This window comes from Ruegeria sp. CDSA089, from assembly GCF_059612205.1.
On sequence record NZ_JBXWQD010000002.1, the window covers coordinates 491,482 to 517,585 of the forward strand.

The 26,104-nt window shown below is 59.4% G+C and carries 25 protein-coding genes and 1 tRNA gene; 14 read left to right on the forward strand and 12 right to left on the reverse strand.

The window, feature by feature from the left end; translation table 11 throughout:
- Window positions 1-58: 58 nt before the first annotated feature.
- The 6 genes from AC2FJ6_RS08110 to glmM all read left to right on the forward strand — a co-directional run bounded on the left by AC2FJ6_RS08110 (window position 59) and on the right by glmM (window position 8,223).
- On the forward strand, window positions 59-2,554 hold the full coding sequence (locus AC2FJ6_RS08110; RefSeq protein ID WP_331252071.1) for a putative PEP-binding protein: 2,496 nt from the start codon (window positions 59-61) through the stop codon (window positions 2,552-2,554).
- Window positions 2,555-2,741: 187 nt separating this feature from the next.
- A complete protein-coding gene (locus AC2FJ6_RS08115; RefSeq protein WP_170769407.1) occupies window positions 2,742-3,383 on the forward strand; it encodes a cell wall hydrolase in 642 nt (213 codons plus the stop codon).
- Between the two features lie 73 nt (window positions 3,384-3,456).
- Window positions 3,457-4,827, forward strand: coding sequence for a multicopper oxidase family protein (locus AC2FJ6_RS08120; protein WP_170769408.1), 1,371 nt, complete (start codon window positions 3,457-3,459; stop codon window positions 4,825-4,827).
- Window positions 4,828-4,928: 101 nt separating this feature from the next.
- Window positions 4,929-5,849, forward strand: coding sequence for a dihydroneopterin aldolase (locus tag AC2FJ6_RS08125; RefSeq protein ID WP_170769409.1), 921 nt, complete (start codon window positions 4,929-4,931; stop codon window positions 5,847-5,849).
- Entirely contained in the window at window positions 5,846-6,844 is a 999-nt protein-coding gene (gene folP, locus AC2FJ6_RS08130) for a dihydropteroate synthase (RefSeq protein WP_170769410.1), read from the forward strand. The genes AC2FJ6_RS08125 and folP overlap by 4 nt, the downstream gene beginning before the upstream one ends.
- A gap of 35 nt (window positions 6,845-6,879) precedes the next feature.
- Entirely contained in the window at window positions 6,880-8,223 is a 1,344-nt protein-coding gene (gene glmM / locus AC2FJ6_RS08135; protein ID WP_170769411.1) for a phosphoglucosamine mutase, read from the forward strand.
- Here the strand turns inward: glmM and AC2FJ6_RS08140 are convergent.
- Both AC2FJ6_RS08140 and ilvC read right to left on the reverse strand, forming a co-directional pair.
- Complete coding sequence (locus AC2FJ6_RS08140; protein WP_170769412.1) at window positions 8,220-9,122, reverse strand: DMT family transporter; 903 nt, start codon at window positions 9,120-9,122, stop codon at window positions 8,220-8,222. The genes glmM and AC2FJ6_RS08140 overlap by 4 nt on opposite strands.
- A gap of 66 nt (window positions 9,123-9,188) precedes the next feature.
- The gene (ilvC, locus tag AC2FJ6_RS08145; RefSeq protein WP_170769413.1) at window positions 9,189-10,211 is read right to left on the reverse strand and encodes a ketol-acid reductoisomerase; all 1,023 of its coding nucleotides are present in this window, start codon (window positions 10,209-10,211) and stop codon (window positions 9,189-9,191) included.
- Window positions 10,212-10,344: 133 nt separating this feature from the next.
- On the opposite strand from ilvC, the gene AC2FJ6_RS08150 reads away from it, so the two are divergent.
- Together AC2FJ6_RS08150 and AC2FJ6_RS08155 are read left to right on the forward strand one after the other, a co-directional pair.
- Window positions 10,345-10,800: an Lrp/AsnC family transcriptional regulator gene (locus tag AC2FJ6_RS08150; RefSeq protein WP_170769414.1), complete on the forward strand. Its 456-nt coding sequence runs from the start codon at window positions 10,345-10,347 to the stop codon at window positions 10,798-10,800.
- Window positions 10,797-11,255, forward strand: coding sequence for an Lrp/AsnC family transcriptional regulator (locus tag AC2FJ6_RS08155; protein WP_170769415.1), 459 nt, complete (start codon window positions 10,797-10,799; stop codon window positions 11,253-11,255). Before AC2FJ6_RS08150 ends, AC2FJ6_RS08155 begins: the two co-directional genes overlap by 4 nt.
- On the opposite strand, the gene hutC is transcribed toward AC2FJ6_RS08155, so the two are convergent.
- Window positions 11,256-11,957, reverse strand: a complete 702-nt coding sequence (hutC, locus tag AC2FJ6_RS08160) for a histidine utilization transcriptional repressor HutC (protein WP_170769416.1) — start codon at window positions 11,955-11,957, stop codon at window positions 11,256-11,258.
- A 205-nt stretch (window positions 11,958-12,162) separates the two neighbouring features.
- Here hutC and AC2FJ6_RS08165 point away from each other — a divergent pair, with 205 nt between their 5' ends.
- On the forward strand, window positions 12,163-13,290 hold the full coding sequence (locus tag AC2FJ6_RS08165; RefSeq protein WP_170769417.1) for an aminotransferase class V-fold PLP-dependent enzyme: 1,128 nt from the start codon (window positions 12,163-12,165) through the stop codon (window positions 13,288-13,290).
- Between the two features lie 7 nt (window positions 13,291-13,297).
- Here AC2FJ6_RS08165 and AC2FJ6_RS08170 read toward each other — a convergent pair whose 3' ends face one another.
- From AC2FJ6_RS08170 to AC2FJ6_RS08180, 3 genes are all read right to left on the reverse strand, one after another.
- On the reverse strand, window positions 13,298-14,494 hold the full coding sequence (locus tag AC2FJ6_RS08170; protein ID WP_170769418.1) for a UbiH/UbiF family hydroxylase: 1,197 nt from the start codon (window positions 14,492-14,494) through the stop codon (window positions 13,298-13,300).
- A gap of 73 nt (window positions 14,495-14,567) precedes the next feature.
- Window positions 14,568-14,816, reverse strand: coding sequence for a hypothetical protein (locus AC2FJ6_RS08175; RefSeq protein ID WP_170769419.1), 249 nt, complete (start codon window positions 14,814-14,816; stop codon window positions 14,568-14,570).
- An 87-nt stretch (window positions 14,817-14,903) separates the two neighbouring features.
- Window positions 14,904-15,548, reverse strand: a complete 645-nt coding sequence (locus AC2FJ6_RS08180; RefSeq protein ID WP_170769420.1) for a pyrimidine 5'-nucleotidase — start codon at window positions 15,546-15,548, stop codon at window positions 14,904-14,906.
- Window positions 15,549-15,648: 100 nt separating this feature from the next.
- On the opposite strand from AC2FJ6_RS08180, the gene AC2FJ6_RS08185 reads away from it, so the two are divergent.
- Window positions 15,649-16,296, forward strand: coding sequence for a GntR family transcriptional regulator (locus tag AC2FJ6_RS08185; RefSeq protein WP_170769421.1), 648 nt, complete (start codon window positions 15,649-15,651; stop codon window positions 16,294-16,296).
- On the opposite strand, the gene AC2FJ6_RS08190 is transcribed toward AC2FJ6_RS08185, so the two are convergent.
- Window positions 16,297-18,162: a glycosyltransferase gene (locus tag AC2FJ6_RS08190; RefSeq protein WP_496668785.1), complete on the reverse strand. Its 1,866-nt coding sequence runs from the start codon at window positions 18,160-18,162 to the stop codon at window positions 16,297-16,299.
- A gap of 79 nt (window positions 18,163-18,241) precedes the next feature.
- Window positions 18,242-19,408 carry a glutamine-hydrolyzing carbamoyl-phosphate synthase small subunit gene (gene carA / locus AC2FJ6_RS08195; RefSeq protein ID WP_170769423.1) on the reverse strand — a complete coding sequence of 389 codons (1,167 nt, stop codon included), beginning with the start codon at window positions 19,406-19,408 and terminating at the stop codon, window positions 18,242-18,244.
- Window positions 19,409-19,591: 183 nt separating this feature from the next.
- Here carA and AC2FJ6_RS08200 point away from each other — a divergent pair, with 183 nt between their 5' ends.
- Window positions 19,592-20,077 (forward strand): GatB/YqeY domain-containing protein, encoded by a 486-nt coding sequence (locus tag AC2FJ6_RS08200; RefSeq protein ID WP_170769424.1) that lies wholly within the window; start codon window positions 19,592-19,594, stop codon window positions 20,075-20,077.
- A gap of 25 nt (window positions 20,078-20,102) precedes the next feature.
- On the opposite strand, the gene AC2FJ6_RS08205 is transcribed toward AC2FJ6_RS08200, so the two are convergent.
- Window positions 20,103-20,594, reverse strand: coding sequence for a DUF2244 domain-containing protein (locus tag AC2FJ6_RS08205; RefSeq protein WP_170769425.1), 492 nt, complete (start codon window positions 20,592-20,594; stop codon window positions 20,103-20,105).
- Between the two features lie 118 nt (window positions 20,595-20,712).
- A complete protein-coding gene (gene ctaD / locus AC2FJ6_RS08210) occupies window positions 20,713-22,371 on the reverse strand; it encodes a cytochrome c oxidase subunit I (protein ID WP_170769426.1) in 1,659 nt (552 codons plus the stop codon).
- A 288-nt stretch (window positions 22,372-22,659) separates the two neighbouring features.
- On the opposite strand from ctaD, the gene AC2FJ6_RS08215 reads away from it, so the two are divergent.
- Window positions 22,660-23,079: an HIT family protein gene (locus AC2FJ6_RS08215; RefSeq protein ID WP_170769427.1), complete on the forward strand. Its 420-nt coding sequence runs from the start codon at window positions 22,660-22,662 to the stop codon at window positions 23,077-23,079.
- A gap of 309 nt (window positions 23,080-23,388) precedes the next feature.
- Here the strand turns inward: AC2FJ6_RS08215 and lipB are convergent, their stop codons facing one another.
- Window positions 23,389-24,045, reverse strand: coding sequence for a lipoyl(octanoyl) transferase LipB (gene lipB, locus AC2FJ6_RS08220; protein WP_170769428.1), 657 nt, complete (start codon window positions 24,043-24,045; stop codon window positions 23,389-23,391).
- Between the two features lie 38 nt (window positions 24,046-24,083).
- Window positions 24,084-24,743: a DsbA family oxidoreductase gene (locus AC2FJ6_RS08225; protein ID WP_496668787.1), complete on the reverse strand. Its 660-nt coding sequence runs from the start codon at window positions 24,741-24,743 to the stop codon at window positions 24,084-24,086.
- Between the two features lie 141 nt (window positions 24,744-24,884).
- On the opposite strand from AC2FJ6_RS08225, the gene AC2FJ6_RS08230 reads away from it, so the two are divergent.
- Window positions 24,885-24,971: transfer RNA gene (locus AC2FJ6_RS08230), tRNA-Leu, on the forward strand.
- A 147-nt stretch (window positions 24,972-25,118) separates the two neighbouring features.
- Window positions 25,119-26,102 carry a glycosyltransferase family 2 protein gene (locus tag AC2FJ6_RS08235; RefSeq protein WP_170769430.1) on the forward strand — a complete coding sequence of 328 codons (984 nt, stop codon included), beginning with the start codon at window positions 25,119-25,121 and terminating at the stop codon, window positions 26,100-26,102.
- Window positions 26,103-26,104 lie beyond the last annotated feature (2 nt).

The window sequence follows — 26,104 nt, forward strand, 5'->3', positions numbered from 1 at the left end:
AAAAGGTGCCGCAGTGCAGAATAACCCGCATACTACATTAATTACGCCCACAGCGCCCGTGACCGCTTCGTCGCACGGGGGGCGTGCGAAGTGCCTGCAACGGCTTGTGCGTCTGGATATGCCGGTTCCGCGCACTGTGGCTCTGTCTTTTGATGCGGTGCAGAACATTGCGCAGGGCCAAGTTCCTGATATCGACGCTATTCTGGAGCAGTTCGCGCAGACGGATCTGTTGTGTGTCCGTCCCAGCTCTGAAGACCCCGATTGGGGTGGTCCCGGCGCAATTCTGAATATCGGGATGAACGACGCGCGCTATGTGGACCTGTCGGATTCGATGGGCGTCGAGGCTGCGGCAGCTTTGTACCTGCGTTTTGTCCAAAGCTACGCGATCCACGTGGCACGTCTGGACGCGGATGTTTTTGACGAGATCGACGCGGATGGGCGCGAAGGTCTGCAACAATCCTTGCGCGCCTACGAAGACGAGACGGATGAAAGCTTTCCGCAGGACCGGGGCGAGCAATTGGTTGCGGTTTTGCGCTCGATGGCGCGGGCGTGGGATGGCACTTCGGCGCGGTTGCTGCGGCAGGCCAAAGGTGCGCCCGCGGATGCCGGGCTGGGCCTTGTGATTCAAGAGATGATACCCGGTGTCGGTCAGGGAGAATGCGGGTCGGGCGTGTTGCAACTTATTGATCCGACAACAGGAATGCCGCAGATCACCGGTCGCTATCTGAGCCAGAGCCAGGGCCGCGATGCGCTGGGGGAAGGGGTGGCCGCGCTCTATCTTGAAAAGGACCCGCGCGGGAAATCTCTCGAAGAGGTTGCGCCTGACGCGTTTGCTGACCTGAAGGCACATGCCGCGCAGATGCGAGCCAAGCTACGCGAGGAGATGCAGGTCGAGTTCGTGATCGAAAACGGTCATGTCCATATTCTGGACGGTGTGCGGGTGCAACGCAGCGCTCGGGCGGCGGTCCGGATTGCCGTGCGTCTAGCCGAAGACGGCATCATACCGCCGCAAGAGGCCGTGATGCGAGTCGATCCGCATTCGCTGAACGAGTTGTTGCACCGTCAGGTTCACCCAGACGCGCAGCGCGACGTCCTGACCACCGGGATTGCCGCCAGTCCGGGTGCTGCAACCGGCAAGATCGTGTTCACAGCCGCCGAGGCGCAGGCCAGCGCCGCACGGGGTGAGCCCTGTATTCTGGTCCGCCGCGAAACCGCGCCAGAGGATGTGCGCGGGATGCATGCAGCTGTTGCCGTGTTAACCGAGAAGGGCGGAATGACCAGCCACGCGGCGGTGATTGGCCGTGGTCTGGGTCTGCCCTGCATAGTCGGCGCGTCCGAGATGCGATTCCAGACAAAGAAGAAGCTGCTGACCGCACCGGATGGTCGGATGTTCAAAACCGGGGATGTTCTGACAATCGACGGTAGTTCGGGCCAGGTTCTAGCAGGGCAGCCCGCAATGCTTGAAGCTGCTCTGGACGATTGTTTTCAAACGCTTATGGGCTGGGCTGACGCGGAGCGTGACATTGCCATCCGCGCCAATGCCGACACACCTGCCGATGCACAGACTGCACGCAACTTTATGGCGCAGGGTATAGGACTGTGCCGGACCGAACACATGTTCTTTGATCCCGGTCGTCTGATCGTGATGCGCGAGATGATCTTCGCGCAAACCTCTTCGGGTCGCGCGGCGGTGCTGGAACGCCTTTTGCCGATGCAGCGCGAAGACTTTGTCGAACTGTTCCGCATTATGGAAGGCCAACCCGTCTGTATCCGCCTGTTCGACCCACCATTGCATGAGTTCCTGCCCACCACTCGCAGCGGTCAGCGTGAGCTGGCCGAAGCGCTGGATCTGCCGGTCTCGGACGTTGAACGCCGGGTGGACGCAATGACCGAATATAACCCCATGTTGGGTTTGCGCGGCGTCCGTCTGGGCGTGACCGTGCCTGAGATTTACGACATGCAGGCCCGCGCCATCTTTGAGGCGACGCTTGAGGCCAGCAAGAACGGCGCACCAGTTGTGCCGGAGGTGATGATCCCTCTGGTTTCGGCCAAGCGCGAGGTCGAGCTCGTCAAATCGCGCATCGACACGGTTGCCGCCTCGGTCGCGGCTGAGCGCGGGCAAGAGTTTGAATATCGGCTGGGTGTCATGGTCGAAACCCCGCGTGCCTGTCTGCGCGCCGATGAGATTGCGCCGCAGACTGCGTTTCTGAGCTTCGGTACCAACGACCTGACCCAGATGACTTACGGCCTGTCGCGCGACGATGCCGGGCGCTTTATGTCGGCCTATGTCCAGCAGGGTGTATTCGCCGAAGACCCATTCCACGTGTTGGATTCGGATGGCGTGGGAGAACTGCTGAAACTGGGCGCTGAGAGGGGGCGGCAAGTTAAACCGGACGTGACCCTATCGGTCTGTGGTGAACATGGCGGAAACCCCGAATCAATCGCCATCTGCCGTGCGCTTGGATTCGACTATGTCTCCTGTTCACCCTTCCGGGTCCCGGTCGCTCGGCTGGCTGCCGCTCAACTGGCGATTTCGTCCAGACTTGGGGGTTGACAGCGGCACAGTCCGCTAGGATTAGTAGGAAACAAATCACACCGTCGTCATATATTTTTGACGTTACGGCGATTTTCCACTTGCTTTTTTTAGAAAACTGGACGTTTCCGATTCAATTCGGTATGAGCCTCGTCGCGCCCGCCGGGGGAGGGTATGGCGCCGAATGTGCCTGTGCGAGGTTATCTGAATGCTACGATACATACTGGCTGCTGCCACATTGGCGGCAACCGTGCTGCCAAGTGTTTCCGTCGCTGAGAGGGAAACCACTGATACTGCCAAGCGTGAACTTGTGACTCGGACTGAACTGCCCGGTCAAAACTTCCGCGAATACTTGAATTTGTTCAAGCCCCGAAAGGTACTTGAACAGCAGAAAATATCCTACTCCAAGGACTGGCTGGATGACCAGCCCGCCGCAACCGGGGATGAGCACTTCAAATGCCTGGCCGAGGCGCTTTACTTCGAAGCGCGTGGGGAAAGCGTGCGCGGTCAATTTGCCGTGGCTGAGGTCATCATGAACCGTGTGGACAGCAGCCGCTTTCCGGACACGCTGTGTGGGGTGATCAAGCAAGGGACCGGCAAGAAATACCAGTGCCAGTTCACTTATACTTGTGATGGCCGCAAGGAAGTGATCCGAGAGAAAAAAGCCTATGAGCGGGTGTCCAAAGTAGCCCGTGCCGCGATTGACGGCCTCAGCGATGCGCTGACCGAAGGGGCGACCCATTATCATACCAAGGCGGTGAAACCGTCCTGGGCGCGGGTCTACAAGGAAACGGCTCGGATTGGTGTGCATATTTTCTATCGCCACAATTATCGGACGGCTAGCAACTAACTGACGCACCCGCGCTGGAACCCTGATGGCGCGGGGCGTTGGATGATCTATGTTATGGGCCAGGAGGCCCATAATGCTGTTTAACCGTCGACAATTCCTGGGCGCGTCTGCTGCCCTATCTGCCTTTCCAAAAGTGGGCTTGGCTGCGTTTCCAGAACTAGTGGCGCGCGAAGCGGCGCAACAGATTGCGCCGGTGGAATTCCCGAAAACACCGGTTTGGGGCTTTGGCGGAACCGTACCGGGGACAGAAATCCGCGTACCGCAAGGCGGGCGCGTTCAGCGCCGGGTTTCGAATGCTCTGCCTCAGGCCACGTCGGTGCATTGGCACGGCATTCGAATTGACAATGCGATGGACGGTGTGCCGGGGCTGACGCAGGATGTCATCGAGTCCGGGGGCGCGTTCGACTATGACTTTGCTGTCCCTGATGCCGGAACCTATTGGTATCACTCACACAATCGCACGGTTGAACAGGTGGCCCGTGGCCTTTATGGCCCGCTGATCGTCGAAGAGCCTGACGCGCCAGACGTCGATCGGGATCTGACGTTGATGCTGGATGACTGGCGGCTGGACCCGGAAACCGGGCAGATAACGGATGATTTCGACAATGGACATGACCTCAGCCATGCCGGGCGGCAGGGTAATATAATTACCGTAAATGGTCAGTTGGATCCCTCGTATCAGGTGGGTGCGGCCGAGCGGCTGCGCCTGCGTCTGATCAACGCCTCGAATGCTCGGATATTCGATCTGGGTATAGATGGGCTGACCGGCTGGATCGTGGCGCTGGACGGGATGCCGTTGGAGACCCCGCTGGAGATTACCGACACCTTCCCGCTGGGGCCGGCGCAACGGGCAGACATGATCGTTGACGTGCGCGCCTTGGCCTCAGAAACCGCCAGCCTTGTCAGCTTTGAGCGTGACGGTGGTTTCGGCCTGGTCCGCTTTGACGTGTCGGGTGCGGGCAGAGCGGTGCGATCCGGCATCGCGGCGCTGCCGCCCAATCCTCTGCCGGTGATATCCACGGATAGTGCACCACTGCATCGGATGGAGATGCAGGGCGGCGCGATGCGTTGGCTCAGCTCGGCCAAGCTGGGCGAAACCGAGCTGACGGGGCAGGAACTGGCCCAACTTGGGCGGTTTTGGGCGTTGAACGGATATGCTGAACGCCCCAAGGACCCGTTTCTGGACACCCGACTGGGGGAAACCCACCAGATCGAGTTTGCCAACCAGACGGCGTTTCCCCATGCGATGCACATGCATGGCCATCATTTCCGTATCATCTTGTCGGATGGCAGCCTTGGTCCGTGGCGCGACACCGTCCTGCTGGGGCGGGGGCAAACCCGACAGGTCGCTCTGGTTGCGGATAATCCGGGCAGTTGGCTGTTGCATTGTCACATGTTGGGCCATGCCGCATCGGGGATGATGAGCTGGTTTCGCGTCACCTGACGACGCATTCGACGACTGGAAAGGCGTTTGTTGCGGTGCTATACGCGCCCGCAATGTCTAATTTGGGCAGATCAGTCCCAATGCCCGAGAAGGTCCGTCTTATGAGTTCTGAAATCCGCCTCGCCTTTGCGCACCCTTCGGAACGGTCCGAAGCGATGGCCGCCGGAGAGCCTTTGGATCGAATCTCGCTGAGGGATCACATTGTTGAGGTCGAGATTGGTGCCTTTCAGGCCGAACGTGGGACCACACAGCGCATCTGCTTCAACATTGTGGTCGAGGTGCGGCCTTTGACCGATGCGATTGATGACGATGTTGACCGCATCCTGTCCTATGACCGCGTGACCGAGGCGATTGCCTTTGAACTGGCTGCCGAGCGGTTGAACCTGCTGGAAACATTGGCAGAGCGTGTTGCCGAGCGTATTTTGCTTGAACCGCAGGCTGTAAAAGCTTTTGTTCGAATTGAAAAACTGGATCGCGGGCCTGGCGCACTGGGGGTCGAGATTGTGCGTGGCAAGGATGCTGTGCACCACGACGTGGTCGAGGAAGAACGTCCCCATCCACGTCTTGTCTTCCTGTCGAACGAGGCGATTGCCTCGGGCAATCTAACCGGTTGGATCGACCAGCTTGAGAACCGGCAACGCCCGCTTATCCTGTGCGTTGGAAGTGCAGACTTGGCTGTTCCCCAGACGGGTCATGCGATGACCCAGCGTCGGATCGATCTTTTGGCGATCGAACAAAATGCCTGGGTTCTGGCCGCGCGGGATCACCGCTGCGTTGTTGTCTCGACCCGGACCGAGCTGGATTGGGCGATGAAGAACGGGCAGATTTGCGTTTGGGCCCCGTCCAAGATCGTGCTGGATGCTGTTGATGGTCCCTCGGCCGCGCCGTCGGACGCGGTGGCGCTGGCGGCCTGGTTTGCGGCCACATTTGAAGCCAGCGAGATGATGGTCATTGGAGGCGCACTGCCAGACGACCCTAAAACACCATTGCGCGCTGTCTCTGTGGATCAGGCGCAACTGTGACCACCTACTACAGACCTTTGGTTCAGAGCGGCGCTCGGCGTCCTGAAGGGGCCGTGACGTTGGCCGGGCAGGCGCTTTGGTTTACCCATGTGGAACGCTTGAGCCGGACAGAAAACGCCTCTGTTGTCGCAGTGCAGGACGTGCCTGATGAGATTCTGGCCATCCTTTCGCGTCCCCGCGCGCCCATTGCAGGGCTGGATATGAACTGCCCGCACATCATGGGCATCTTGAATGCAACGCCGGACAGTTTCTCGGACGGTGGGGTGCACAATTCGGTGCAAACTGCCCGGGACGCGGCGGAGCAAATGGTTGGGCAAGATGCGACGATCCTGGATATCGGCGGCGAATCCACCCGACCCGGAGCCGCGTTTGTCCCAGAGGACGAAGAGATCGCCCGGACCAAGCCCCTGATCCAAGCGATCTGCGAGCGGACCAAAGCGCTGATTTCGATCGACACGCGCAAAGCCAGCGTCGCAAAGGCGGCGTGGCAGGCGGGGGCTGGCCTGATCAACGATGTCTCGGGCTTTACTTTCGATCCAGACTTGGCCCCGTTCTGCGCAGAAGTTGGGGCACCGGTCTGTGTCATGCATATGCAGGGCGACCCGACCAACATGCAGGACGATCCCAGATATAATGACGTGCTGCTGGACGTGTATGACTTCTTGAACGATCAGGTGCAGTATCTGGAAGCCCTTGGTCTGAACCGCAACCAGATCATTGTCGATCCGGGTATCGGTTTTGGCAAGTCCGTGGACCACAACGCAACTCTGTTGCGCAATCTCAGCCTGTTTCACGGGTTGGGATGTCCAATCCTGTTGGGTGTGTCGCGCAAGGGGTTCATCGGGCAGATCGGCAAAGAGACGCGCAAGGACGCCCGCGCGCCCGGTTCGATTGCGGTTGGGCTGGCTGGTCTGGCACAAGGGGTGCAGATCCTGCGGGTTCACGACGTGGCCGAGACTGCTCAGGCCTTGCGTCTGTGGGCCGCCGTCCGGTAATCCGGACGCAGGCAAGAAACGACGGAGAGAGATCAATGCGCAAGCTGTTCGGAACTGACGGGGTGCGGGGCACTGCCAATACCCATCCGATCACGGCCGAGATGGCCCTGCGCATGGGAGCGGCCGTGGGCCGGTATTTCCGCCGCGACCAATCCGGCGCGCACCGCGTGGTCATTGGTAAAGATACGCGCCTGTCCGGTTACATGTTGGAAAACGCGCTGACGGCGGGGCTGACCTCGACCGGGATGAACGTGCTGTTGCTGGGGCCGGTGCCCACGCCCGCGGTTGGATTGATGACGCGGTCCATGCGGGCGGATCTGGGCGTGATGATCTCGGCCAGCCATAACCCGGCCGAGGATAACGGCATCAAGTTCTTTGGCCCGGACGGGTTCAAACTGTCGGATCAGGCTGAGATTGAGATCGAGCGTCTGATCGAAGAGGGTGTCAAACCCGCGCAAGCGCAAAATATTGGCCGCGCACGCCGGGTGGACGATGCGCGGTTCCGTTATGGTGAGCGGGTCAAATCCTCGCTGTCGCGCGATCTTCGGCTGGATGGGTTGAATGTGGTGGTTGATTGCGCCAACGGGGCCGCCCACCGCACCGCGCCCGAGGTTCTTTGGGAGTTGGGGGCCGAGGTCATCCCGGTTGGCGTCACGCCAAACGGTAAAAACATCAACTTGAATTGCGGCTCGACCAAACCTCAACTCGCGGCTGAGACGGTTGTGGCCCATGGTGCCGATGTAGGCATCTGTCTGGATGGCGATGCGGACCGGGTCGTTATGGTCGATGAACACGGGCAGGTTGCGGATGGCGACCAGTTGATGGCTCTGCTGGCCGGGAGCTGGGCCGAGGCTGACCGCCTTAAAGGCGGTGCTTTGGTGGCGACAGTTATGTCCAATCTGGGGTTGGAACGGCATTTGAACGCGCTTGGGTTGCGGTTGGAACGGACGGCGGTTGGAGACCGCTATGTCGTCGAACGGATGCGCGAAGGCGGGTTTAATCTGGGCGGCGAACAATCTGGCCATATCGTCATGAGCGACTATGCCACCACTGGTGACGGGTTGATGGCGGGGCTGCATTTCCTGGCCGAGATGGTGCATTCGGGCCGCAAAGCTTCGGAACTTGCGGTGCAATTCGAAACGGTCCCGCAATTACTTAAGAATGTGCGCTACGGCGAAGGGCAAACGCCGCTCGATACTGCGAACGTCAAAGCGGCCATCGCTGATGCCGAGGCGCGTCTGAACGGGCAGGGGCGCTTGCTGATCCGCAAATCGGGGACCGAGCCACTGATCCGCGTCATGGCCGAATGCGAGGACGATGCGCTGCTGACCCAAGTCGTTGATGGCATCGTCGCCGAGGTCGAGGCTGTCGCCGGTTAACGCCCAATCAGCATTCGGCGTAGGCTGAACCATTGGCTGATCGCCAGCCCGGTCAGGATCATTGCCAGCGCGATGAAGAATCTTAGCGGCAACGCCTCAGACAGAATCCATGCGCCAAAGACCATCGACCAGATAGGCACCTGATAGTTAACCAGCGTCAGGAATACCGACCCCGCGCTGCGGATAATGGACACGCGCAATAGGGTGGCGAAGGCAGTGGGGAGGAGACCAAGCGCAATGATTGCCAGACCGGGGCGCGTGCCCTGCCACTGCGGGATGCCCTCGGTCAGCAGCATGACGGGCAGCAACAGAACCGCCCCCACCATCAGCGACAATGCCGCCAACGCGACCGGATCAATCGGTGGGCAACGTCGGGTGAAGATCGATGCGCAGGAATAACAGAGAGCCGCTCCGATACAGGCCAGTTGCGCCAGTGGTTCCGTGCCTTGTCCGATCTGCGTTAGACCTGGGCCGATCAGCACCAATGCCCCGGAAAAACCCAGCGATACGCCCAGAAATCTGCGTAGATTCAACGGCTCGTCCGAGAAGAAATGTGCCAGCGGTAGTACCATTAGTGGAATCGCTGCCATCGACAGCCCCGCAAAGGCCGAAGGCACATATTGCTGCCCCCAGCTCAGCAACAGAAAGGGCAACGCGGTCGATAGCAGGCCGATGATGGCAATGAAGGACCACAGCTTGGCATCGCCCGCAGGCAATTTGCGACCGGTTACGGCCATCATTCCCAGCAAGGTCAGCGCCCCCAAGGTGGTCCGCGCGGTTGCAACCGTGACCGGGCCATACCCTTCCAACGCCATAGCTACGACCATGAATGTGCCGCCCCAGATAAGGCCCAGGGCGATGACGCCGCTCCAGTCGCGAGATGTGGGTTGATCGACCATGGCCGGTCTCCGATGGGGACAAAAAAGGCGACCCGAAGGCCGCCCTTTCGCGTGATCCAGACGGGATCAGTTCTTTTCTTTGTCGACCATTTTTCCGGCCGATATCCAAGGCATCATGGCGCGCAGTTTTGCACCGGTTTCCTCGATCATGTGCTCGTCATTGGCGCGGCGCGACGCTTTGATGGTCGGCTGGCCAACGGCGTTCTCCAGCATGAAGTCACGGACGAACTTGCCCTGCTGAATGTCACTCAGAACCTCTTTCATACGCGCTTTGGTCTCGTCGTATTTCAGAATGCGCGGGCCGGTGACGTACTGGCCGTACTCAGCCGTGTTCGAGATCGAGTAGTCCATGTTCGCGATGCCGCCTTCGTAGATCAGGTCCACGATCAGCTTCACTTCGTGCAGACACTCGAAATAGGCCATTTCGGGCGCATAACCGGCTTCGACCAGTGTTTCAAAGCCGCAGCGGATCAGCTCGACCAGACCACCGCACAGAACGGCCTGCTCACCGAACAGGTCAGTTTCGCATTCTTCGCGGAAGTTGGTCTCGATGATGCCCGAGCGACCGCCGCCGATGGCGGAGCAATAGGACAGACCGATTTCCAGCGCCTTGCCGGTTTCGTCCTTGTCGACGGCCACCAGACAGGGCACGCCGCCGCCTTTGACGTATTCGCCGCGCACGGTGTGGCCGGGGCCTTTGGGGGCCATCATAATGACGTCGACGCCTTCTTTCGGCTCAATCAGGCCAAAGTGGACGTTCAAGCCGTGGGCAAACGCGATGGCCGCGCCGGGCTTGATGTTGTCATGCACGTATTTCTTGTAGGTCTCGGCCTGCAATTCATCGGGCATGGTGAACATGATCAGGTCACACCAGGCGGCGGCTTCGGCGATGCCCATTACGGTCAGACCTTCGGCTTCGGCTTTCTTGGCCGAGGCCGAGCCTTCGCGCAGCGCCACAACAAGGTTCTTCGCGCCCGAGTCGCGCAGGTTCAGCGCGTGGGCGTGACCTTGCGAGCCATAGCCCAGGATCGCCACTTTCTTGTCTTTGATCAGGTTGATGTCGCAATCGCGATCGTAGTAGACGCGCATGTCGCCGGTCCTTTCTGTTTTCGATTGCGGATGGTTCTACTGGGTCATGCCAGGGAAGGCGATGGTGTTTTCCTTGAATTATTCCGGAAAGCGTGAGAATTTATTCTTGATTTAGCTTCTTGGTGAAAAAATCATGCTAGATGATGTCGATCGCAGATTACTGCGGCATTTTCAGGCCGATCCCAGCCTCTCGACCGCGGAATTGGCGGAACGCGCGCGCATCAGCACAAGCCTGTGCTGGCGCAGGATCGAAAAAATGCAGGAGGCTGGCATTATTGAGGGGCAGGAGGCCGTCATAGACTGGTCGGCTTTAGGCTATGCTGTCGAGGTCTCGTTGCGGGTGACTTTGGACAAGACCCAGCCCCGTGCGTTTGACGAATTCACCGCAGCCGCGCGTAGCGTGGCCGAAGTGATCGAGATTCAGACCTTTTTGGGTCGTGTCGATGTACGCCTGTCCGTGTTGGCGCGGGACATGTCGCACTATCAGCAGCTCTACCGCGATCAGATCCTCACCTTGCCGCATATCGCCGATATCGAAGCGTTGATGCATATCGCGCGGGTCAAAAGCGACGTGGTGCTGCCGGTATGAACGAGTTGGATGAAATCGACCGCAAAATTCTGCGTGCGCTCGTGCGGGACGCATCCCAAAGCGCCGGGGCGCTGGGACGCAAACTGGGCCTGTCCCAACCCGCCACATGGAGGCGCATCCGTCGTCTGGAAGACGCAGGGGTTATCAAAGGCCGGCGCCTGCGCCTGAACGCCGAGGCGCTTGGGTTTGGAGTTACGGTGTTTCTGGGCGTCAAACTGGCCCGCAAGGGTCAGATCAGCCTGGAGGATTTCGAACGTGCCGTCAGCGCCATCCCCGAGGTTCAGACGGTCGAGCATGTTCTGGGACTATATGACTACCGTCTGCGCGTCGTGGCGCGCGATCTGGCCGATTTCGAACGGGTGCTGCGCCGTCGGATCATGACCCTCCCCGGTGCAGGCGATGTCGAGGCCAATGTTTTGCTCAGTGAAGAACGCTTGCCGGGGCCGATCGGCTAGTCAGTATTTGGTTCTGATGCAATAGCCGGGATGGTGCGTCATTCGGGCAAATGTCATGGGTTGACCATCTTTCCATGTCGTCCGCTCAAGCTGAATCATCGAGGTCCCCGCCGTCGTGCCCATGAATTCTGCCAGCCGTCCATCAGCAGAAATCGCGCAGAACGCCACCTCGGCCTCGGTAAAGGGGGCGGCGTTCAGCAGCCATTCATGCGGGCCGTGATCGTTCAGATTGGCGTGCTCGACCTCGGGGACGGCGTCGATATTGATCCAGCGTTCTTCAAGCTGAAAAGGCCGGTTGTCAGCGTAGTGCATACAGATGACGTGCAGAACCTTTACATCAGGCGATACGCTAAGCTGCGATGCCAACCAACCCGGGCTGGGGACCACATTCCGTTCGACAAGAGCGTATCGATAGGTTGAGTTCTGGCTTTCAACCGACTGACGCGCCAGCGAGAACTCCAGCTTAGCATGTTTGCTCGGCTCTTTTTTAACGCGCGTGCCGCTTTTACGTTTGCGTTCGACAAAACCCTGATCTGCCAATTCACGCAGCGCCCGGTTCACCGTCGCCCGCGCGCAATTGAACTCCTCGGCCAATTGCGTTTCCGTTGGTAGCAGCGACCCCTGTGGCCAGATACGGGTTTCGATACGCCGCTTTACTTCGTCACGTACAACCTGAAAACTGATCCGCTTTTGCGCCGTCACGATTAGAAATACCTTTCTGCTTCAAAGTGTGCGTATCTGGTCAGAAACACGTCAGGGTGTAAAGGGCGGCTGACACTGTTTGGCGTCATTTAGTGCCCGATTGAAAGAGAAAAAAGTAATTTTTTTGTTGAAGTTACCATCTTCCGTAGGGTCAATAGCCGGGACTGACCCTCAGGTGGTCGCGTGAAAATCGAAAGGACAAAATATGCCAGCGCTCTTGGATACTGTTGATCCCAATGGGCTTGAGGAGTTTTCGGTGGTGTTCACTGACCGATCTCTGAACCACATGTCCGCACAGTTTCAGCAGGTCATGCGCGACATCTCCAATATGTTGCGGGACGTCTACAAAGCGGATGGCGTGGCGGTCATCCCCGGCGGCGGCACCTACGGCATGGAGGCCGTGGCGCGGCAATTTGCCAGCAACGCAAACGTGGTGGTCGTGCGCAACGGTTGGTTCTCGTATCGCTGGAGCCAGATCATCGAGACTGGCGGCTTGACGGCTTCGGCCACTGTGCTCAAGGCGCGGCAGACCGGGAACTCAAGCCCGTCTCCTTTCGCACCTGCACCAATTGACGAGGTCGTGGCGACCATTCGTGACCAGCGTCCGGATGTGGTTTTTGCCCCACATGTGGAAACATCGGCGGGGGTCATTTTGCCGGACGACTACATAACAGCGATGGCGGAGGCCGCTCATGAAGTCGGCGCGCTGATGGTGCTGGATTGTATTGCGTCGGGCTGTGCTTGGGTCGACATGAAGGCGACAGGCGTGGACGTCCTGATCTCGGCCCCGCAGAAAGGGTGGAGCGCAACGCCTTGCGCGGGTCTGGTGATGCTATCCGAACGGGCCGAGGCGCGGCTTGAGGAAACCACGTCGGACAGTTTCGCCGTGGATCTGAAAAAGTGGCGGCAGATCATGCAGGCCTATGAGGGCGGCGGTCACGCCTATCACGCGACGATGCCGACGGATTCGCTGAAGGATTTCCGGGACACGATGGCGGAAACCCGAGACTATGGATTTGAAAAACTGCGCGACGCGCAGTGGGCGTTGGGCAATGGCGTCCGCGCGATGCTGAAGGACAAGGGCGTTGTCTCGGTCGCGGCTGATGGGTTCGGCGCGCCGGGCGTTGTTGTCAGCTACACGGGCGACCCCGAAGTGCAGAACGGCAAGAAATTTGCAGCTTTGGGCATGCAGATCGCCGCAGGTGTGCCGTTGCAATGCGATGAGCCCGAAGGGTTCAGCACTTTCCGTCTGGGCCTGTTCGGGTTGGACAAGCTTTATGATGTGGATGGCACGATTGCGCGTCTGAAGCGCGTGCTGGATCAGGTGATCTAGGCGCGGGTCAGCGCACGCCCAGACCCATTTGCATCAGCGTTCTACGTACCGGCGGTAAGGAATAGAGCGCATTCAGCCCCATCGCCCGTGCGTCGCGAAGCGGCCGTGCTTCGATCATCGAGGCGCGGTTCAGCAGGTCGATTCCCTTCACGCGCATCTCGATCTCGGTGTGGCGGGACTTGTGATAGGTGTCCAACATCTGCGCGTCGCCCAGCCCCTCGGGGCGGGCTTGCGCAAGGTCTAGAAGGCTGCGCAGATCGCCCAAGGACATGTTCAGCCCCTGTGCGCCGATGGGCGGAACCACATGGGCGGCCTCGGCCATCAGGGCGATACGCTCGCCTGACAGGCGCTCGGCCGATTGGCTGATGATCGGCCAGATCGTCCGGCGCGAGGCCAGTTTCAGCGGCCCGAACAACCCGCAGGACCGTTCGGACATCAGCGCCTCGAACGCGTCGGGTTCAGTGTTCAGCAATTCAACTGCACGCGGCCCACGCTCCATCCACACAATCGCCGACGAAGGCTGACCCTGCCAGTCGGGCAGGGGAACCAGTGTGAACGGCCCGCCTGAACGGTGGATTTCGGTCGAGACGTTTTCGTGCGGGATCGGATGCGTGACGGCAAAGGCCAGAGCCTTTTGGCCGTAGCGCGTGGTGTGGGTCTGGATGCCCGCCGCCTCGCGCATGGGCGAATTGCGCCCGTCCGCGGCCACGACCAGCTTGCAGCGGACGCGGCTGCTGTCGCTCAGGCTCACGCGCGCTTCATTGGTGCGAGTGAACAGGCTGACCGTGCCGGTGCCGGGGCGGAAATCCACGTTGGGCAGTTCGGCCAAACGCGCCACCATCTCGCGCCGCAACAGCCAGTTGGGCAGGTTCCACCCGAAGGGCTGGTCCGAGATATCGGCGGCGTTGAAATCACGCACGACGCGGGGTTCGGGCACATCTCCGCCCGCGTCCACGATGCGCATGATCTGCAGCGGGGCGGCATGGGCATCCAGTCGCGCCCACAGCCCGCATTGATCCAAAAGCCCGTGCGCCGGTTGCAGGAAGGCCGTGGTCCGCATGTCGGACCCGTCCACGTCGCGTTCCGTCACCGGAGGGGTGGGGTCAACGCAGATCACGTCGAACCCGGCTGTTCCGAAAGCCGCCGCAGCGGTCAACCCGGCGATTCCACCGCCGGAAATCAGGATGTCACAGCTATCTGTCATGGGCTTGGCCTCCGTTTGGGCAGAACCTAGTGCGGTTCTGTGCGGGGTGCCAAGTGACATCCTGTCCCGTGCCTTACCCGCGTGAAATCAGGATGAGGATCAGGAACATCACCGGCACCATCATCACGGCGGGAATGTAGAGACCCGGCAGGCCGAACAACAAGATTGAACACCCCCACATGCTGAAGATCGCCAGGGCCGTATAACCCCAATCCTCACCGTCGCTCTGGGCCACGTCCTTGGCCATCCAGCCAAACAGGGGGATTGCAAACAACAGGCGCTGCCAGATGGGCAGGCGCCGAGGGACCTCGATCGCGCTCATGGGTTTCTCCGATTCTGTTCGTCGCTGAGGCGCATATAGGGGCGATGCTGCACCCGCGAAATACACAGATGGTCGCAGTGTGACAGCCTATCGCAGGCGGGCCAGAAACGCGGTCAGGTCGTCGGTGTGATGATGGATGTGATCGGCCTCTTGCGGCTCGGGCGCGACGTGGACGGTGCGCATTCCCATCGCATGCGGAGCGGCCAGATTGCGCGGGTCATCTTCGAACATGGCGGCTTGTTTGGCGTCGATCCCGTCCTTGGCAAAGATTGCCTCGAACGCAGCTTTCTGGGGCTTTGGTCGATAGCCCGCATGTTCGATCCCATAGATCGCATCAAACAGCCCGCTCAGACCGCGTGCCGCCAGAACCCGCTCGGCATAGGGCGCGCTACCATTGGTATAGACGATACGGCGGCCGGGCAGAGAACGGATGTGGTCGGCCAGTTCCGCGTCGGGGTCCATATGGCTCATGTCGACCTGGTGAACCGCGTGCAGATAGGGATCGGGGTCCAGATCATGCTCGGCCATCAGACCGGCCAGCGTGGTGCCGTATTCGCGCCAGTAATGGCCGCGCAGCCGATCCGCCTCGGCCCGGTCGACGCCGATGGCCTGCACCACGTAGTCGGTCATCAGCACCTCGATCTGATCGAACAGGCGCATATGGGGCGGGTAGAGGGTGTTATCCAGATCGAACACCCATTGGGTGACGTGAGAAAAGGCGGGTTTGACCATGGGCTTGGTTTAGGCTGCGCGCCAGCGGTTTTCAATGCCACACTTGATCCGAAGGGGCGGTGACGGATAGACAGGTTCGAACGAGGAGACGAACCACCCCATGCCCCAGTCCAAACAGTCCAACAGGGACGCCTACAGCCTGATACTCGAAGCGATAGACGTGGGTGTGTATAAACCCGGCGACCGTTTGGTCGAAAGCGAGCTGGCAGAGCGTTTCGGCGTATCTCGCACGCCCATCCGCGAGGCGTTGCAACGACTTGAGACGCAATCGCTGCTTGAGCGGGACGGGCGGTCTCTGATTGTGGCCTCGCTGGACCACAACCAGATGGCCGAGCTGTACGTGGTACGGCGCGAGTTGGAGGGGCTGGCAGCCAGTCTGGCGGCAAAACACGCCACCGAGGAAGAGATCAAGGTGCTGCAGGATATGGTTGCCGCTGACGATGCGCTGGTCGATGACCCGACCGCTCTGTCGCGTGCCAATCGACGTTTTCACGAACAGATCCATCTGGCCTCGCACAATCGCTATCTGGTACAGCAACTGGACCTTGTGCACCGCACCATGGCGCTGATGGCGACCACCTCGCTGGCTGTGCAGGGACGGGGAGAGATCGCTCAGAACGAACACAAGAGCATCGTCGACGCCATCGCTACGCGCGATGAAGAGGCCGCGGCTCGCGCGTTGAAGGAGCATATCTCGGTCGCCTTCATGACACGGCTGAAACAGGATGCTGTTCGGCGCGAATCCTGATCAGGGCGCGGTTTCTTCATAGGCCTGACCATGCTGGGTCTTGTCCCAGAAGAATGGATTGATCACCAGTTCCCACAGCGCCTTATATGCCGCCAGAACGCCCAAAGGGAAATATAGTGGCATGGTCGGGACCCAGGGCATTAGAAACCGCCTCTCACGCGCGGCGACGGCGAGCATTCCGGTAATCAGGTTGATGATCTCGGCTGCGATGAACAGGTAAATCAGACCTATCTGAATGTCGCCGGGCATGACCTGATCCAGCGGGCTGGTCAGGCCCAGGGTTGTAAGCCAGAACAGCCACAAGGCAGGGGCCAGCAAGAACTGCCCGACCGTGCCGAGGAAAAACGCTTGCACGCCCAGAAATCGCAGCGGGCCCAGTTCGGCCAGCAGGCGCTGGGGCGACCGCATATGGACAAGATATGTGACCATGAACCCCTTGAGCCAACGTGAGCGTTGCTTAACCCAGGGCCAGGCGCGGAAATTGGCCTCTTCATAGGTAGTGGTATCGACCATCTCGGTCCGGTATCCGGCGCGGCTAAGTCGGACACCAAGGTCGGCATCCTCGGTGACGTTGTGGGCATCCCAGCCGCCCAGTTCCAAAAGCTTATCGCGGCGGAAGAAGAAGGTTGTGCCGCCCAATGGCACTACAAGGCCCATGCGCGCGATGCCTTGCAGGATGACCCGGAACCAACTGTTATATTCGATGGTAAAGCAGCGCGAGCGCCAGTTGGTGCGCGGGTTGTAGTAGTCCAAGACACCTTGCAGACAGACCACATCGTCGTCAGCCTGCGCAAACTGGCGCACGACCCGTTCGATCTGGTCGGGATGTGGTGCGTCCTCGGCGTCCCAGACGCCCAGGATGTCGCCCCGGCAGAAGTCCAGTGCATAGTTCATCGCTCGGGGTTTAGTGGTCAGGCCGTTCAGGGCGGGCACCTCGATCGTTCTGATCCAGCTTGGCAGATCGACTCGAGACAGCGTTTCGCGTGTGAGGTCGTCAGACTGCTCAAGCACCAGAACGATGTCCAGCAAGGCTTTGGGATAGGTCAGGCGGTGCAGACGGCGGATCAGAGCATCCGCGATTTCGCGTTCCTTGTAGAGGGGCACCATGATCGACACGCAGGGCAGGCGATCCAGCTTGCCCTTCGGTAAGCGCGGTGGCTGCGGGACGGGCTTGAAATAGGCCAACAACCCGGCCAGCCGAAGGCATAGAAACAAAACCAGTGACCCGACAGCCGCGCCGACAAGGACTGATAGCCCCAGTGTCGGGTAGACCAGAAAGCCAGTCATCAGGGTCAACAGCATCACCGTTGGGCCGATGCGGGCCCGCAAGCTCCAGGACCGGCAGCTTTGATCCTCGGACACGCGGGTTTCCGCCTTTTCAGCCAGGTCCTGCGCGTAAATGCGGGCGATTTCCCGGTCAATCGCGCCGGAGGAACACAGCACCGGCACAATGGCGCAATCCTGATCCTGCATCGCATCGCGGATCGCGTCGAAACGGTCAGGGCGTGCAGTGGCAATCAGCAGGATTGGACCACTCTGTTTCCAGGGGATGACATTGTGTTGCAACCAGAATTCGATGGGTTTGATCTGGCAGAGCCCATCCTGCGTCGGTGTCTCGGACAGGTTCGCCACCTGCAATCCGGTTTGATCCGCTAAGGCGCGCAAAACGTCGTCGCGGCTGACCCAGCCCTCGGTCACCAGAATCTCACCCAGCGGTGCCTGTTGTCGCGCTTGAAGGTGCAGTGCTTTTTCTAACTGATCCGGCGTGATCAGGCCCCGGTCGCGCAGACACGTGCCCAGAGGCCGCCTGACCCGCGTCGGAATGGGCGCGGCGCGTGCGAAATGTTGTAAGTTCAGTTCAACCACGAAAAAACCCTGACACGTTTGGCCGGTGTCAGGGTTCATCCATTAAGGTTAACAAGCGGTTAACCTTGATTCGCTTGTGTTATGCTTGTGCTTTTTGCGCGGCCATCGCCTGAGCAAAACGTTCAAACAAGTAGAAACTGTCCTGCGGGCCGGGTGACGCTTCGGGGTGGTATTGCACCGAATAGACAGGCCGGTCGGACATGCGAATACCGCAGTTCGATCCGTCAAACAGCGAGCGGTGGGTTTCGACCACGCCTTCGGGCAAGGACTGCGCATCCACAGCAAACCCGTGGTTCATCGAGGTGATCTCGACCTTGCCGGTCTCCAGATCCTTGACGGGGTGGTTCGCGCCGTGGTGGCCGTGGTTCATCTTGACCGTCTGACCGCCCAGGGCCAGCGCCAGCATCTGGTGGCCCAGACAAATGCCGAAAACGGGCAAGTCGGTAGTGTCCAGAACTTCTTTGATCATCGGAACGGCATATTCGCCGGTTGCCGCCGGGTCGCCGGGGCCGTTGGACAGAAACACGCCGTCAGGGTTATGGGCCAGCACTTCGGCAGCTGTTGCAGTGGCAGGGAGGACGGTTACGTCACAGCCCGACGAAGCCAGGCACCGCAGAATGTTGCGCTTTGCGCCGTAGTCGATGGCGACAACCTTGTGCACCGGTGCTTCCTGGCGTGTGTACCCGTCCGGCCAGGCCCAACGCACTTCATCCCAGCGATAGCTTTGCGCGCAAGTGACGTCCTTGGCCAGATCCATTCCCTCCAACCCGGCAAAGCCGCGCGCGGCAGCGACCAACGCTTCGATGTCGAAATTCCCTTCGGGGTCATGGGCCAGCGCTACATGGGGTGCGCCTTGTTGGCGGATGGCGCGGGTTAGGCGGCGGGTGTCGACGCCACCGATGGCAATACGGCCACGGCGTGCAAGCCATGTCTTCAGTTCTTCGGCCGAGCGCCAGTTGGAGGGCTCGGTCGGGTCCCACTTGACCACCATGCCCGCCGCGACGGGGTCGCCGGTTTCGTCGTCCTCGGGGTTTACGCCGACATTGCCAATATGCGGGAAGGTGAAGGTTACGATCTGACCGGCATAAGAGGGGTCGGTCATGATCTCTTGATAGCCGGTCATGGCGGTGTTGAAACACAGCTCGGCAACAGTTTGGCCGGTGGCGCCAAAGCCGATCCCGTAGAACAGGGTTCCGTCGGCCAATGCCAGACATGCGGTGGGCTTGGACGGGGTGTTCTGGGCCATGGCGCGACTCTCCTGCAAGGTAAACCGGCGCATACCTAAGGGGGTTACGCGTTTGGGTCAAGCCTGTTCAATTTTTGGGCTATGTAAAGAAATCAATAACTTAACTGTTGTTGCCCCCTGTTGTGTCACGCTTTTTGTTTCGATATGGTCGGGGTTCCTTTTCCATGGGGATGGACAGATCATATGGATATGCGATCACGGGTGAACTCTGCCCTGAAGCAAGCAATGAAAGACAAGGAGGCCGAGCGTCTGTCGACGCTGCGGTTGATCAACGCTGCGATCAAGGATCGCGACATCGCCTCGCGCGCTTCGGACAATGAAGAGGCCAAGGGATGCGGCGATTCCGAGGTGCTTGAAATCCTTGGCAAAATGACCAAGCAGCGCAAGGAAAGCGCCCGCGCCTATGAAGAGGGCGGACGGCTGGACCTGGCCGAGCGTGAACTGCGCGAAGTCGAGGTAATCGAGGAATTCCTGCCCAAGCAGTTGGACGAGGACGAGGTCTCGCAAGCGATCCAGACCGCGATTACTGCTACAGGGGCAGGCTCGATCCGCGATATGGGCAAAGTCATGGGCGAGTTGAAGACGCGCTATACCGGTCAGATGGATTTCGGCAAGGTCGGTCCAATGGTCAAGGATCAGCTCTGCGCTGCGGCCAGCGGCGGGTGCTGACCACAATAGCATCCTAACTCCGCATCTACTGCGCGACCGGGTCGCGCAGTTTTTGATTCAGATCGTCGTATAGGGCGATCCGTTCTTCTTCGGTAAGAAACGCGCCAATCTCAACTTCGCGCCCGTCACCGATGAGGGTGACATAGTTGGGTACGGGTCCGCCATGCTTGTGCATTTCGGGGCGGGCCCAATAGCGGTTGCAGCTCCACTCCTGTTTGCCGTGCCTAGGGTTGTGGTGCACCAACCGAGCTTGCAGTTTGGTAAGGGTCAGAACCTCGAACACGCTGCGGGCGCGGTAGTTGGCCTGTATCGCAAGCCATAGTCCAAGGACCGAGATCAACAGGAACGGTAGCAGCCCCCACAATAAGGGGGACCCGAGCACCGCCATAAGCGGGATCAGGCCAAACAGAAACACCGCCAGCACCACTCGCACAGCCCAGCGGGGCGGCAGCGAGTTATGGGGCCACAACCTCAGTTCCTGTTCCGTGTCCGATCTTTGGGTCCAGCTATAGGGCATAAGGAAATTCTAGCGTTTTTCTGGCCGGTGTCGATTGGATCGAAGGCAAATTTGTGTGCCTAAGAGGCAAAGAAAAACCCCGCCAGTTGGGCGGGGTTTTTTTGTGTTCAGGTCGGGATTAGTGGGCGTGGCCCTTGTCCCAGTCTTCCTGCTTGGGCAGCTGCTCGAACGTGTGCTCGGGCGGCGGCGAGGGCAGGGTCCATTCCAGCGTATCCGCGTATTCGTTCCACGGGTTCGGACGCGTCTCTTTCGCGCCGCGGAACAGGGCGTAGAACACGATGCCGAAGAACAACAGGAACGAGGCGAACGAGATGAAGGCACCAATCGACGACACAAAGTTCCACTGGGCGAATGCCTCGGGGTAGTCGATATAGCGGCGCGGCATGCCCTGACGGCCCAGGAAGTGCTGCGGGAAGAAGGTCAGGTTTGCGCCGATGAAGAACATCCAGAAGTGGATCTTACCCCAGAATTCGGAATACTGACGGCCCGTCATCTTCGAGAAGTAGAAGTAGACGCCGGCAAAGATCGCAAAGACCGCACCCAAGCTCATCACATAGTGGAAGTGTGCCACGACGTAGTAGGTGTCGTGATAGGCCCGGTCCACGCCCGCCTGCGACAGAACCACACCGGTTACACCGCCAACGGTGAACAGGAACAGGAAGCCGAAGGCGAACAGCATTGGAGTTTTGAACTCGATGGAACCGCCCCACATGGTCGCAATCCACGAGAAGACCTTAACTCCGGTTGGAACCGCGATGACCATCGTTGCCAGCATGAAGTAGGCTTGTTGACGCAGCGACATGCCGACAGTGTACATGTGGTGCGCCCACACAACAAAGCCCAGCACACCGATTGCGATGATCGCCCAAACCATCGGCAGGTAGCCGAAGATCGGTTTGCGCGAGAAGGTGGCGATGACATGGCTGATGATGCCGAAACCGGGCAGGATCACGATATACACTTCCGGGTGACCGAAGAACCACAGGATGTGTTGATACAGGATCGGATCGCCGCCACCGGCCGGGTCAAAGAAGGTGAAGCCAAAGTTGCGGTCCATCAGCAGCATGGTGATCGCGCCCGCCAGAACCGGCAGCGACAGAAGAATCAGCCACGAGGTAACGAAGATCGACCAGCTGAACAGCGGCACCTTGAACAGGGTCATGCCGGGGGCACGCATGTTCAGGAAGGTGGTGATCATGTTGATCGCGCCGAGGATCGAGGAGGCGCCCGATACGTGCACGGCAAAGATCGCAAGGTCCATGGACATGCCGCCCTCGGTCGTGGACAGCGGCGGATACAGAACCCAGCCAACACCTGAACCAAGCTGGTCATTGCCACCGGGGCTGAGCAGCGAAGCCACACCCAGCGACGTGCCAGCGACGTACAGCCAGAAGGACAGGTTGTTCATCCGCGGGAACGCCATATCAGGCGCACCAATCTGCAATGGCATGAAATAGTTGCCAAATCCGCCGAACAGGGCCGGGATGACCACGAAGAACATCATCAGAACACCATGATAGGTGATCATCACGTTCCAAAGGTGTCCGTTAGGGGTACACGGGTCGGCCATGAACCCTTCGAGGCACATGTACTGCACACCGGGGTGCATCAGTTCGAGCCGCATGTAGACGGTCATCGCCACCGAGATGAACCCGGCCAGCGCCGAGAAGATCAGGTAGAGAATCCCGATGTCCTTGTGGTTGGTCGACATGAACCAGCGCTGAAAAAAGCTGCGCTCGTCTTCATGATCGTGACCATGAATGGCTGCGTCTGCCATTAGGTGCCTCCTGTTGCAATTCGACCGCGCAGCCGGACCTCTCCGACGCGCGGGATTCCTGCTGGTTTTAGAATGCGAAAGAGGCACCTTCAATGGCCGAGTTTGATCTGGATCAAGAATAATTGTCGCGGGTCCCCGGGGCGCCTGCGATTTTTCGACCATGAACAGCCGCTATTTGGGCATCGGTGGCGAATATTCAAGTGTCGCGCAATCGGGAGCAAATCGCGGCTTGACCCGCGCCGGGGCGCGCCTCAGAACTAAACGCAACCCCGCATTCGGAGACCAGACATGACCGCCTATGACACCGACAACATCTTCGCCAAGATCCTGCGCGGCGAAATCCCCTCGACCCGCGTCTACGAGGACGATGACACTTTGGCGTTCATGGATATCATGCCCCGCTCGGACGGGCATCTTCTGGTGATCCCGAAAACTCCGTGCCGCAACTTGCTGGACGCCACGCCCGAGCAACTGGCCGCGGTGATCGCGACGGTTCAGAAGATGTCGCATGCCGTGATGGTGGCGTTTGATGCAGACGGAGTAACCGTTCAGCAGTTCAACGAGGCCGCTGGCGGGCAGGAGGTATTCCATTTGCATTTCCACGTCCTGCCGCGCCATGAAGGCGTTTCGGTGCGGGCACCGGGGACGATGGGTGATTTCGACCTGATCGCCCAACATGCCGAAAAGATCAAAGCGTCTTTGGCCTGATCGGGCCAGAGCGAGAAAAAGAATTGCCGTTCCGATTTGGGGTCGGAACGGCAGACTCGTTACCAAGAACTTGTCCGTATCCGAGGGCGGACCCTCGATGATCGGATGAACACACCACTCACTCTAGAACGGTGAAACCATCTTACCCGGTTGCGGCTGCGGTGTATCGAATTGAGCGGATTTACCGTTAATTTTCCTTAACTGGCATGGAATTTGCCCTCGAAAAACGCTTTGCCCGGAAACAGAACGGGTTGAGGTGCTTGGATTGTTGAGGCCTGCGGCGAATTCTGTCGATTCGATACTGACGCCTCAAACCCGTTCGGTCGCGAAGATTTCCGTAAAGGTCTTTTGCAGCGCAGTGTCCACATCGGCCATTGTCACAGGCAGGCCAAGATCGACCAGGGATGTCACGCCATGGTCTAAGATACCGCAGGGCACGATGCCTGAAAAATGCTCCAGATCAGGTTCAACATTGATTGAGATACCGTGAAAGCTGACCCACTTGCGCAGGCGTAACCCGATCGCGGCAACCTTGTCTTCGGCTGGATGACCTGTGGCTGTCAGGGGTTTGTCGTCGCGCTGCACCCAGACACCGACGCGCCCGTCGCGGATTTCACCGCGCACGTTGAACTCTGCCAGTGCCGCAATCACCCAGTTTTCCAGTTGCTTAACAAAGCGACGAACATCCTTGCCGCGCTTGTTCAGATCCAGCATCACATAAGCCACGCGCTGACCGGGGCCGTGATAGGTGTATTCGCCGCCGCGTTTGGTCTGGTGGACAGGAAATCGATCCGGGTCGACCAGATCCTCGATGCGGGCAGAAGTGCCTGCGGTGTAAAGCGGCGGATGCTCCAGCAGCCACACGCATTCCTCGGCCTCGCCCGCAGCAATAGCGGCGACGCGATCTTCCATAAAGACCACGGCGTCTTGATAGTCAGTCAGCCCGTCAGTGATTTTCCATTCCATGGGGCCTCTTACAATGGTGTTTGGCTGGGGAAAAGGGGCTAGGCGGCTTCGGTCAGGCAGCGCTGCAGGACCTGTGCATAGGTTTCGGCCCCTTGTGCGCCGGTCAGCAGGTACTTGCCACCAAACACCATGGACGGCACGCCCGAGATTCCGCGACTGGTCCAGAACTGCTGCTTCTCACGCACAGGCGCGATGTGATCCCCGGAGGCCAGCGCTGCGCGTGCGACTTGAGCGTCCAAACCAGCGGCCTCGACCGCGTTCAGCAAAACGTTCACGTCCGAGACATCCTGTTGCTCGGTGAAATAAGCGTGGAACAGGGCCATTTTCAGCGGATGCTGGCGCCCCTGCGTTTCAGCCCAATCCAGCAACTGATGCGCAGCGAATGTGTTCACGATTCGGCTGTCATCCTCGAAATTGAACTGAAACCCAAGTTCCGCCCCGATCTGTACCAGACGATCCCGCGATTGCTGGCTTTGCTCGGGGGTCGAGCCGTATTTCTCGATGATATGCTCGCGCAGGTTCTGTCCTTCGGGCGGCATGTTGGGGTTCAACTCGAACGGATGCCAGCGCAGGCGGGCCAGAACGTTCTGAGACTGCAGCGCCTGATCCAGTTGCCGAAAGCCCACGATGCACCATGGACACACAACGTCCGACACGATGTCGATCTGGACGACGGGGCGGGTATCGGTTTCGGTCATTTGCGGCTCCTGCATGGGCGATAGGCTGGATTTGACGCTTTAGATATGAAGCCCCGAACGGAATTCAAACCACCCTTGTTTTTGCCTCTTCACATCCCCGCGCACAGCGTCTATACGCGCCTCTACCAAGTCACTGGCAGTGCGGTCGTGGCGGAATTGGTAGACGCGCAGCGTTGAGGTCGCTGTGGGGTAACACCCGTGGAAGTTCGAGTCTTCTCGACCGCACCAAATCTTCATATTTTTGATACTAGATGCGCACTGAGTGCGTGTCGTTTTGCCTCGTTTGGCTTTGGATTTCCGATACGCGCAATTCACGTCTCGCCCGTCCGGGTTCGGACGTGTATGACGGTGAGTAAGAGCAGTCGGAAGGTGCAAATGTCTCAGACCATTACCGTATTCACAACGATGAAGAACGAAGGCCCCTATATGCTGGAATGGGTCGCGTTCCATAAGTCGTTGGGCGTGGATCACTTTGTGATCTTCACCAATGATTGCGAAGATGGCACCGACGAGATTGCGCAGCGTTTGCAAGCCCTGGGCCTTGCCACCCATGTTAACAACGAAGTGAAAGAAGGCGGCAATCCTCAACACCAGATGCTGCGACGCGCGCGCCGTCAACCCAAGGTGAAAGAGGCCGATTGGCTGATGTGTCTCGATGTGGACGAATTCTGGAACATACGCTGCGGCGACAACAGCTTTCCCTCGTTGATTGCCGAGGTAGAAGAACGGGCAGGGCAGCCGGTGGATGCGATCTCGTTTGCCTGGAAGCTGTTTGGAAGTTCGGGCAATCTCAGCTTTGAAGACAAACCCGTGACCGAGGCGTTTTCGATGGGGGATCAGGAATACCCCTATCACTCGGGCCGGGCTTACGGGTTGAAGACACTGTTCAGGAATAACGGTAAGTTTCGCCGGTTCGGACCGCATCGCCCCAAAGGGTTCGAACCCGACGAGGCCGCCGATATCGCCTGGTCGGATGCCAGTGGTAATCTGTTTCCGGCTGAAAAGGTGGGCTGGCGCGCGTGGCGTCGGTTCGATCATTCATTCGGGCGGCTACACCATTACTCAGTGCGGTCGCTGGACGGATTCCTGATCAAACGCGACCGGGGTCGGACCAACCATATCCGCATGGATCAGGGTCAGTCCTACTGGCAGGACATGAATGTCAACAAAGAGCAGGACCAATCCATTCTGCCTGCCGCACGGCGGGCCACGCCTCTGCTGGACGAATTGAAAGCAGATACGGAACTTGGTGCGCTTCACGCGACGGCTTGCGACTGGCACCGCGCCAAGATCGCCGAGATCAAGATGCGGCCGGATTGGGTGGAATTCCGGTCTTGGCTGGCTGACAATCTGACGTGACG

What these genes read in the sequence shown, in the direction of transcription:
- glmM (WP_170769411.1), top strand. Translation starts at nt 6,880, where the DNA reads ATGCGCAAGCTGTTCGGAACTGACGGGGTGCGGGGCACTGCCAATACC.
- AC2FJ6_RS08140 (WP_170769412.1), bottom strand. Translation starts at nt 9,122, where the DNA reads ATGGTCGATCAACCCACATCTCGCGACTGGAGCGGCGTCATCGCCCTG.
- AC2FJ6_RS08215 (WP_170769427.1), top strand. Translation starts at nt 22,660, where the DNA reads ATGACCGCCTATGACACCGACAACATCTTCGCCAAGATCCTGCGCGGC.
- AC2FJ6_RS08200 (WP_170769424.1), top strand. Translation starts at nt 19,592, where the DNA reads ATGGATATGCGATCACGGGTGAACTCTGCCCTGAAGCAAGCAATGAAA.
- AC2FJ6_RS08170 (WP_170769418.1), bottom strand. Translation starts at nt 14,494, where the DNA reads ATGACAGATAGCTGTGACATCCTGATTTCCGGCGGTGGAATCGCCGGG.
- AC2FJ6_RS08180 (WP_170769420.1), bottom strand. Translation starts at nt 15,548, where the DNA reads ATGGTCAAACCCGCCTTTTCTCACGTCACCCAATGGGTGTTCGATCTG.
- ctaD (WP_170769426.1), bottom strand. Translation starts at nt 22,371, where the DNA reads ATGGCAGACGCAGCCATTCATGGTCACGATCATGAAGACGAGCGCAGC.
- AC2FJ6_RS08155 (WP_170769415.1), top strand. Translation starts at nt 10,797, where the DNA reads ATGAACGAGTTGGATGAAATCGACCGCAAAATTCTGCGTGCGCTCGTG.
- AC2FJ6_RS08185 (WP_170769421.1), top strand. Translation starts at nt 15,649, where the DNA reads ATGCCCCAGTCCAAACAGTCCAACAGGGACGCCTACAGCCTGATACTC.
- AC2FJ6_RS08115 (WP_170769407.1), top strand. Translation starts at nt 2,742, where the DNA reads ATGCTACGATACATACTGGCTGCTGCCACATTGGCGGCAACCGTGCTG.
- AC2FJ6_RS08120 (WP_170769408.1), top strand. Translation starts at nt 3,457, where the DNA reads ATGCTGTTTAACCGTCGACAATTCCTGGGCGCGTCTGCTGCCCTATCT.
- AC2FJ6_RS08175 (WP_170769419.1), bottom strand. Translation starts at nt 14,816, where the DNA reads ATGAGCGCGATCGAGGTCCCTCGGCGCCTGCCCATCTGGCAGCGCCTG.
- AC2FJ6_RS08150 (WP_170769414.1), top strand. Translation starts at nt 10,345, where the DNA reads ATGCTAGATGATGTCGATCGCAGATTACTGCGGCATTTTCAGGCCGAT.
- ilvC (WP_170769413.1), bottom strand. Translation starts at nt 10,211, where the DNA reads ATGCGCGTCTACTACGATCGCGATTGCGACATCAACCTGATCAAAGAC.
- AC2FJ6_RS08125 (WP_170769409.1), top strand. Translation starts at nt 4,929, where the DNA reads ATGAGTTCTGAAATCCGCCTCGCCTTTGCGCACCCTTCGGAACGGTCC.
- AC2FJ6_RS08225 (WP_496668787.1), bottom strand. Translation starts at nt 24,743, where the DNA reads ATGACCGAAACCGATACCCGCCCCGTCGTCCAGATCGACATCGTGTCG.
- AC2FJ6_RS08235 (WP_170769430.1), top strand. Translation starts at nt 25,119, where the DNA reads ATGTCTCAGACCATTACCGTATTCACAACGATGAAGAACGAAGGCCCC.
- carA (WP_170769423.1), bottom strand. Translation starts at nt 19,408, where the DNA reads ATGGCCCAGAACACCCCGTCCAAGCCCACCGCATGTCTGGCATTGGCC.
- AC2FJ6_RS08165 (WP_170769417.1), top strand. Translation starts at nt 12,163, where the DNA reads ATGCCAGCGCTCTTGGATACTGTTGATCCCAATGGGCTTGAGGAGTTT.
- AC2FJ6_RS08205 (WP_170769425.1), bottom strand. Translation starts at nt 20,594, where the DNA reads ATGCCCTATAGCTGGACCCAAAGATCGGACACGGAACAGGAACTGAGG.
- lipB (WP_170769428.1), bottom strand. Translation starts at nt 24,045, where the DNA reads ATGGAATGGAAAATCACTGACGGGCTGACTGACTATCAAGACGCCGTG.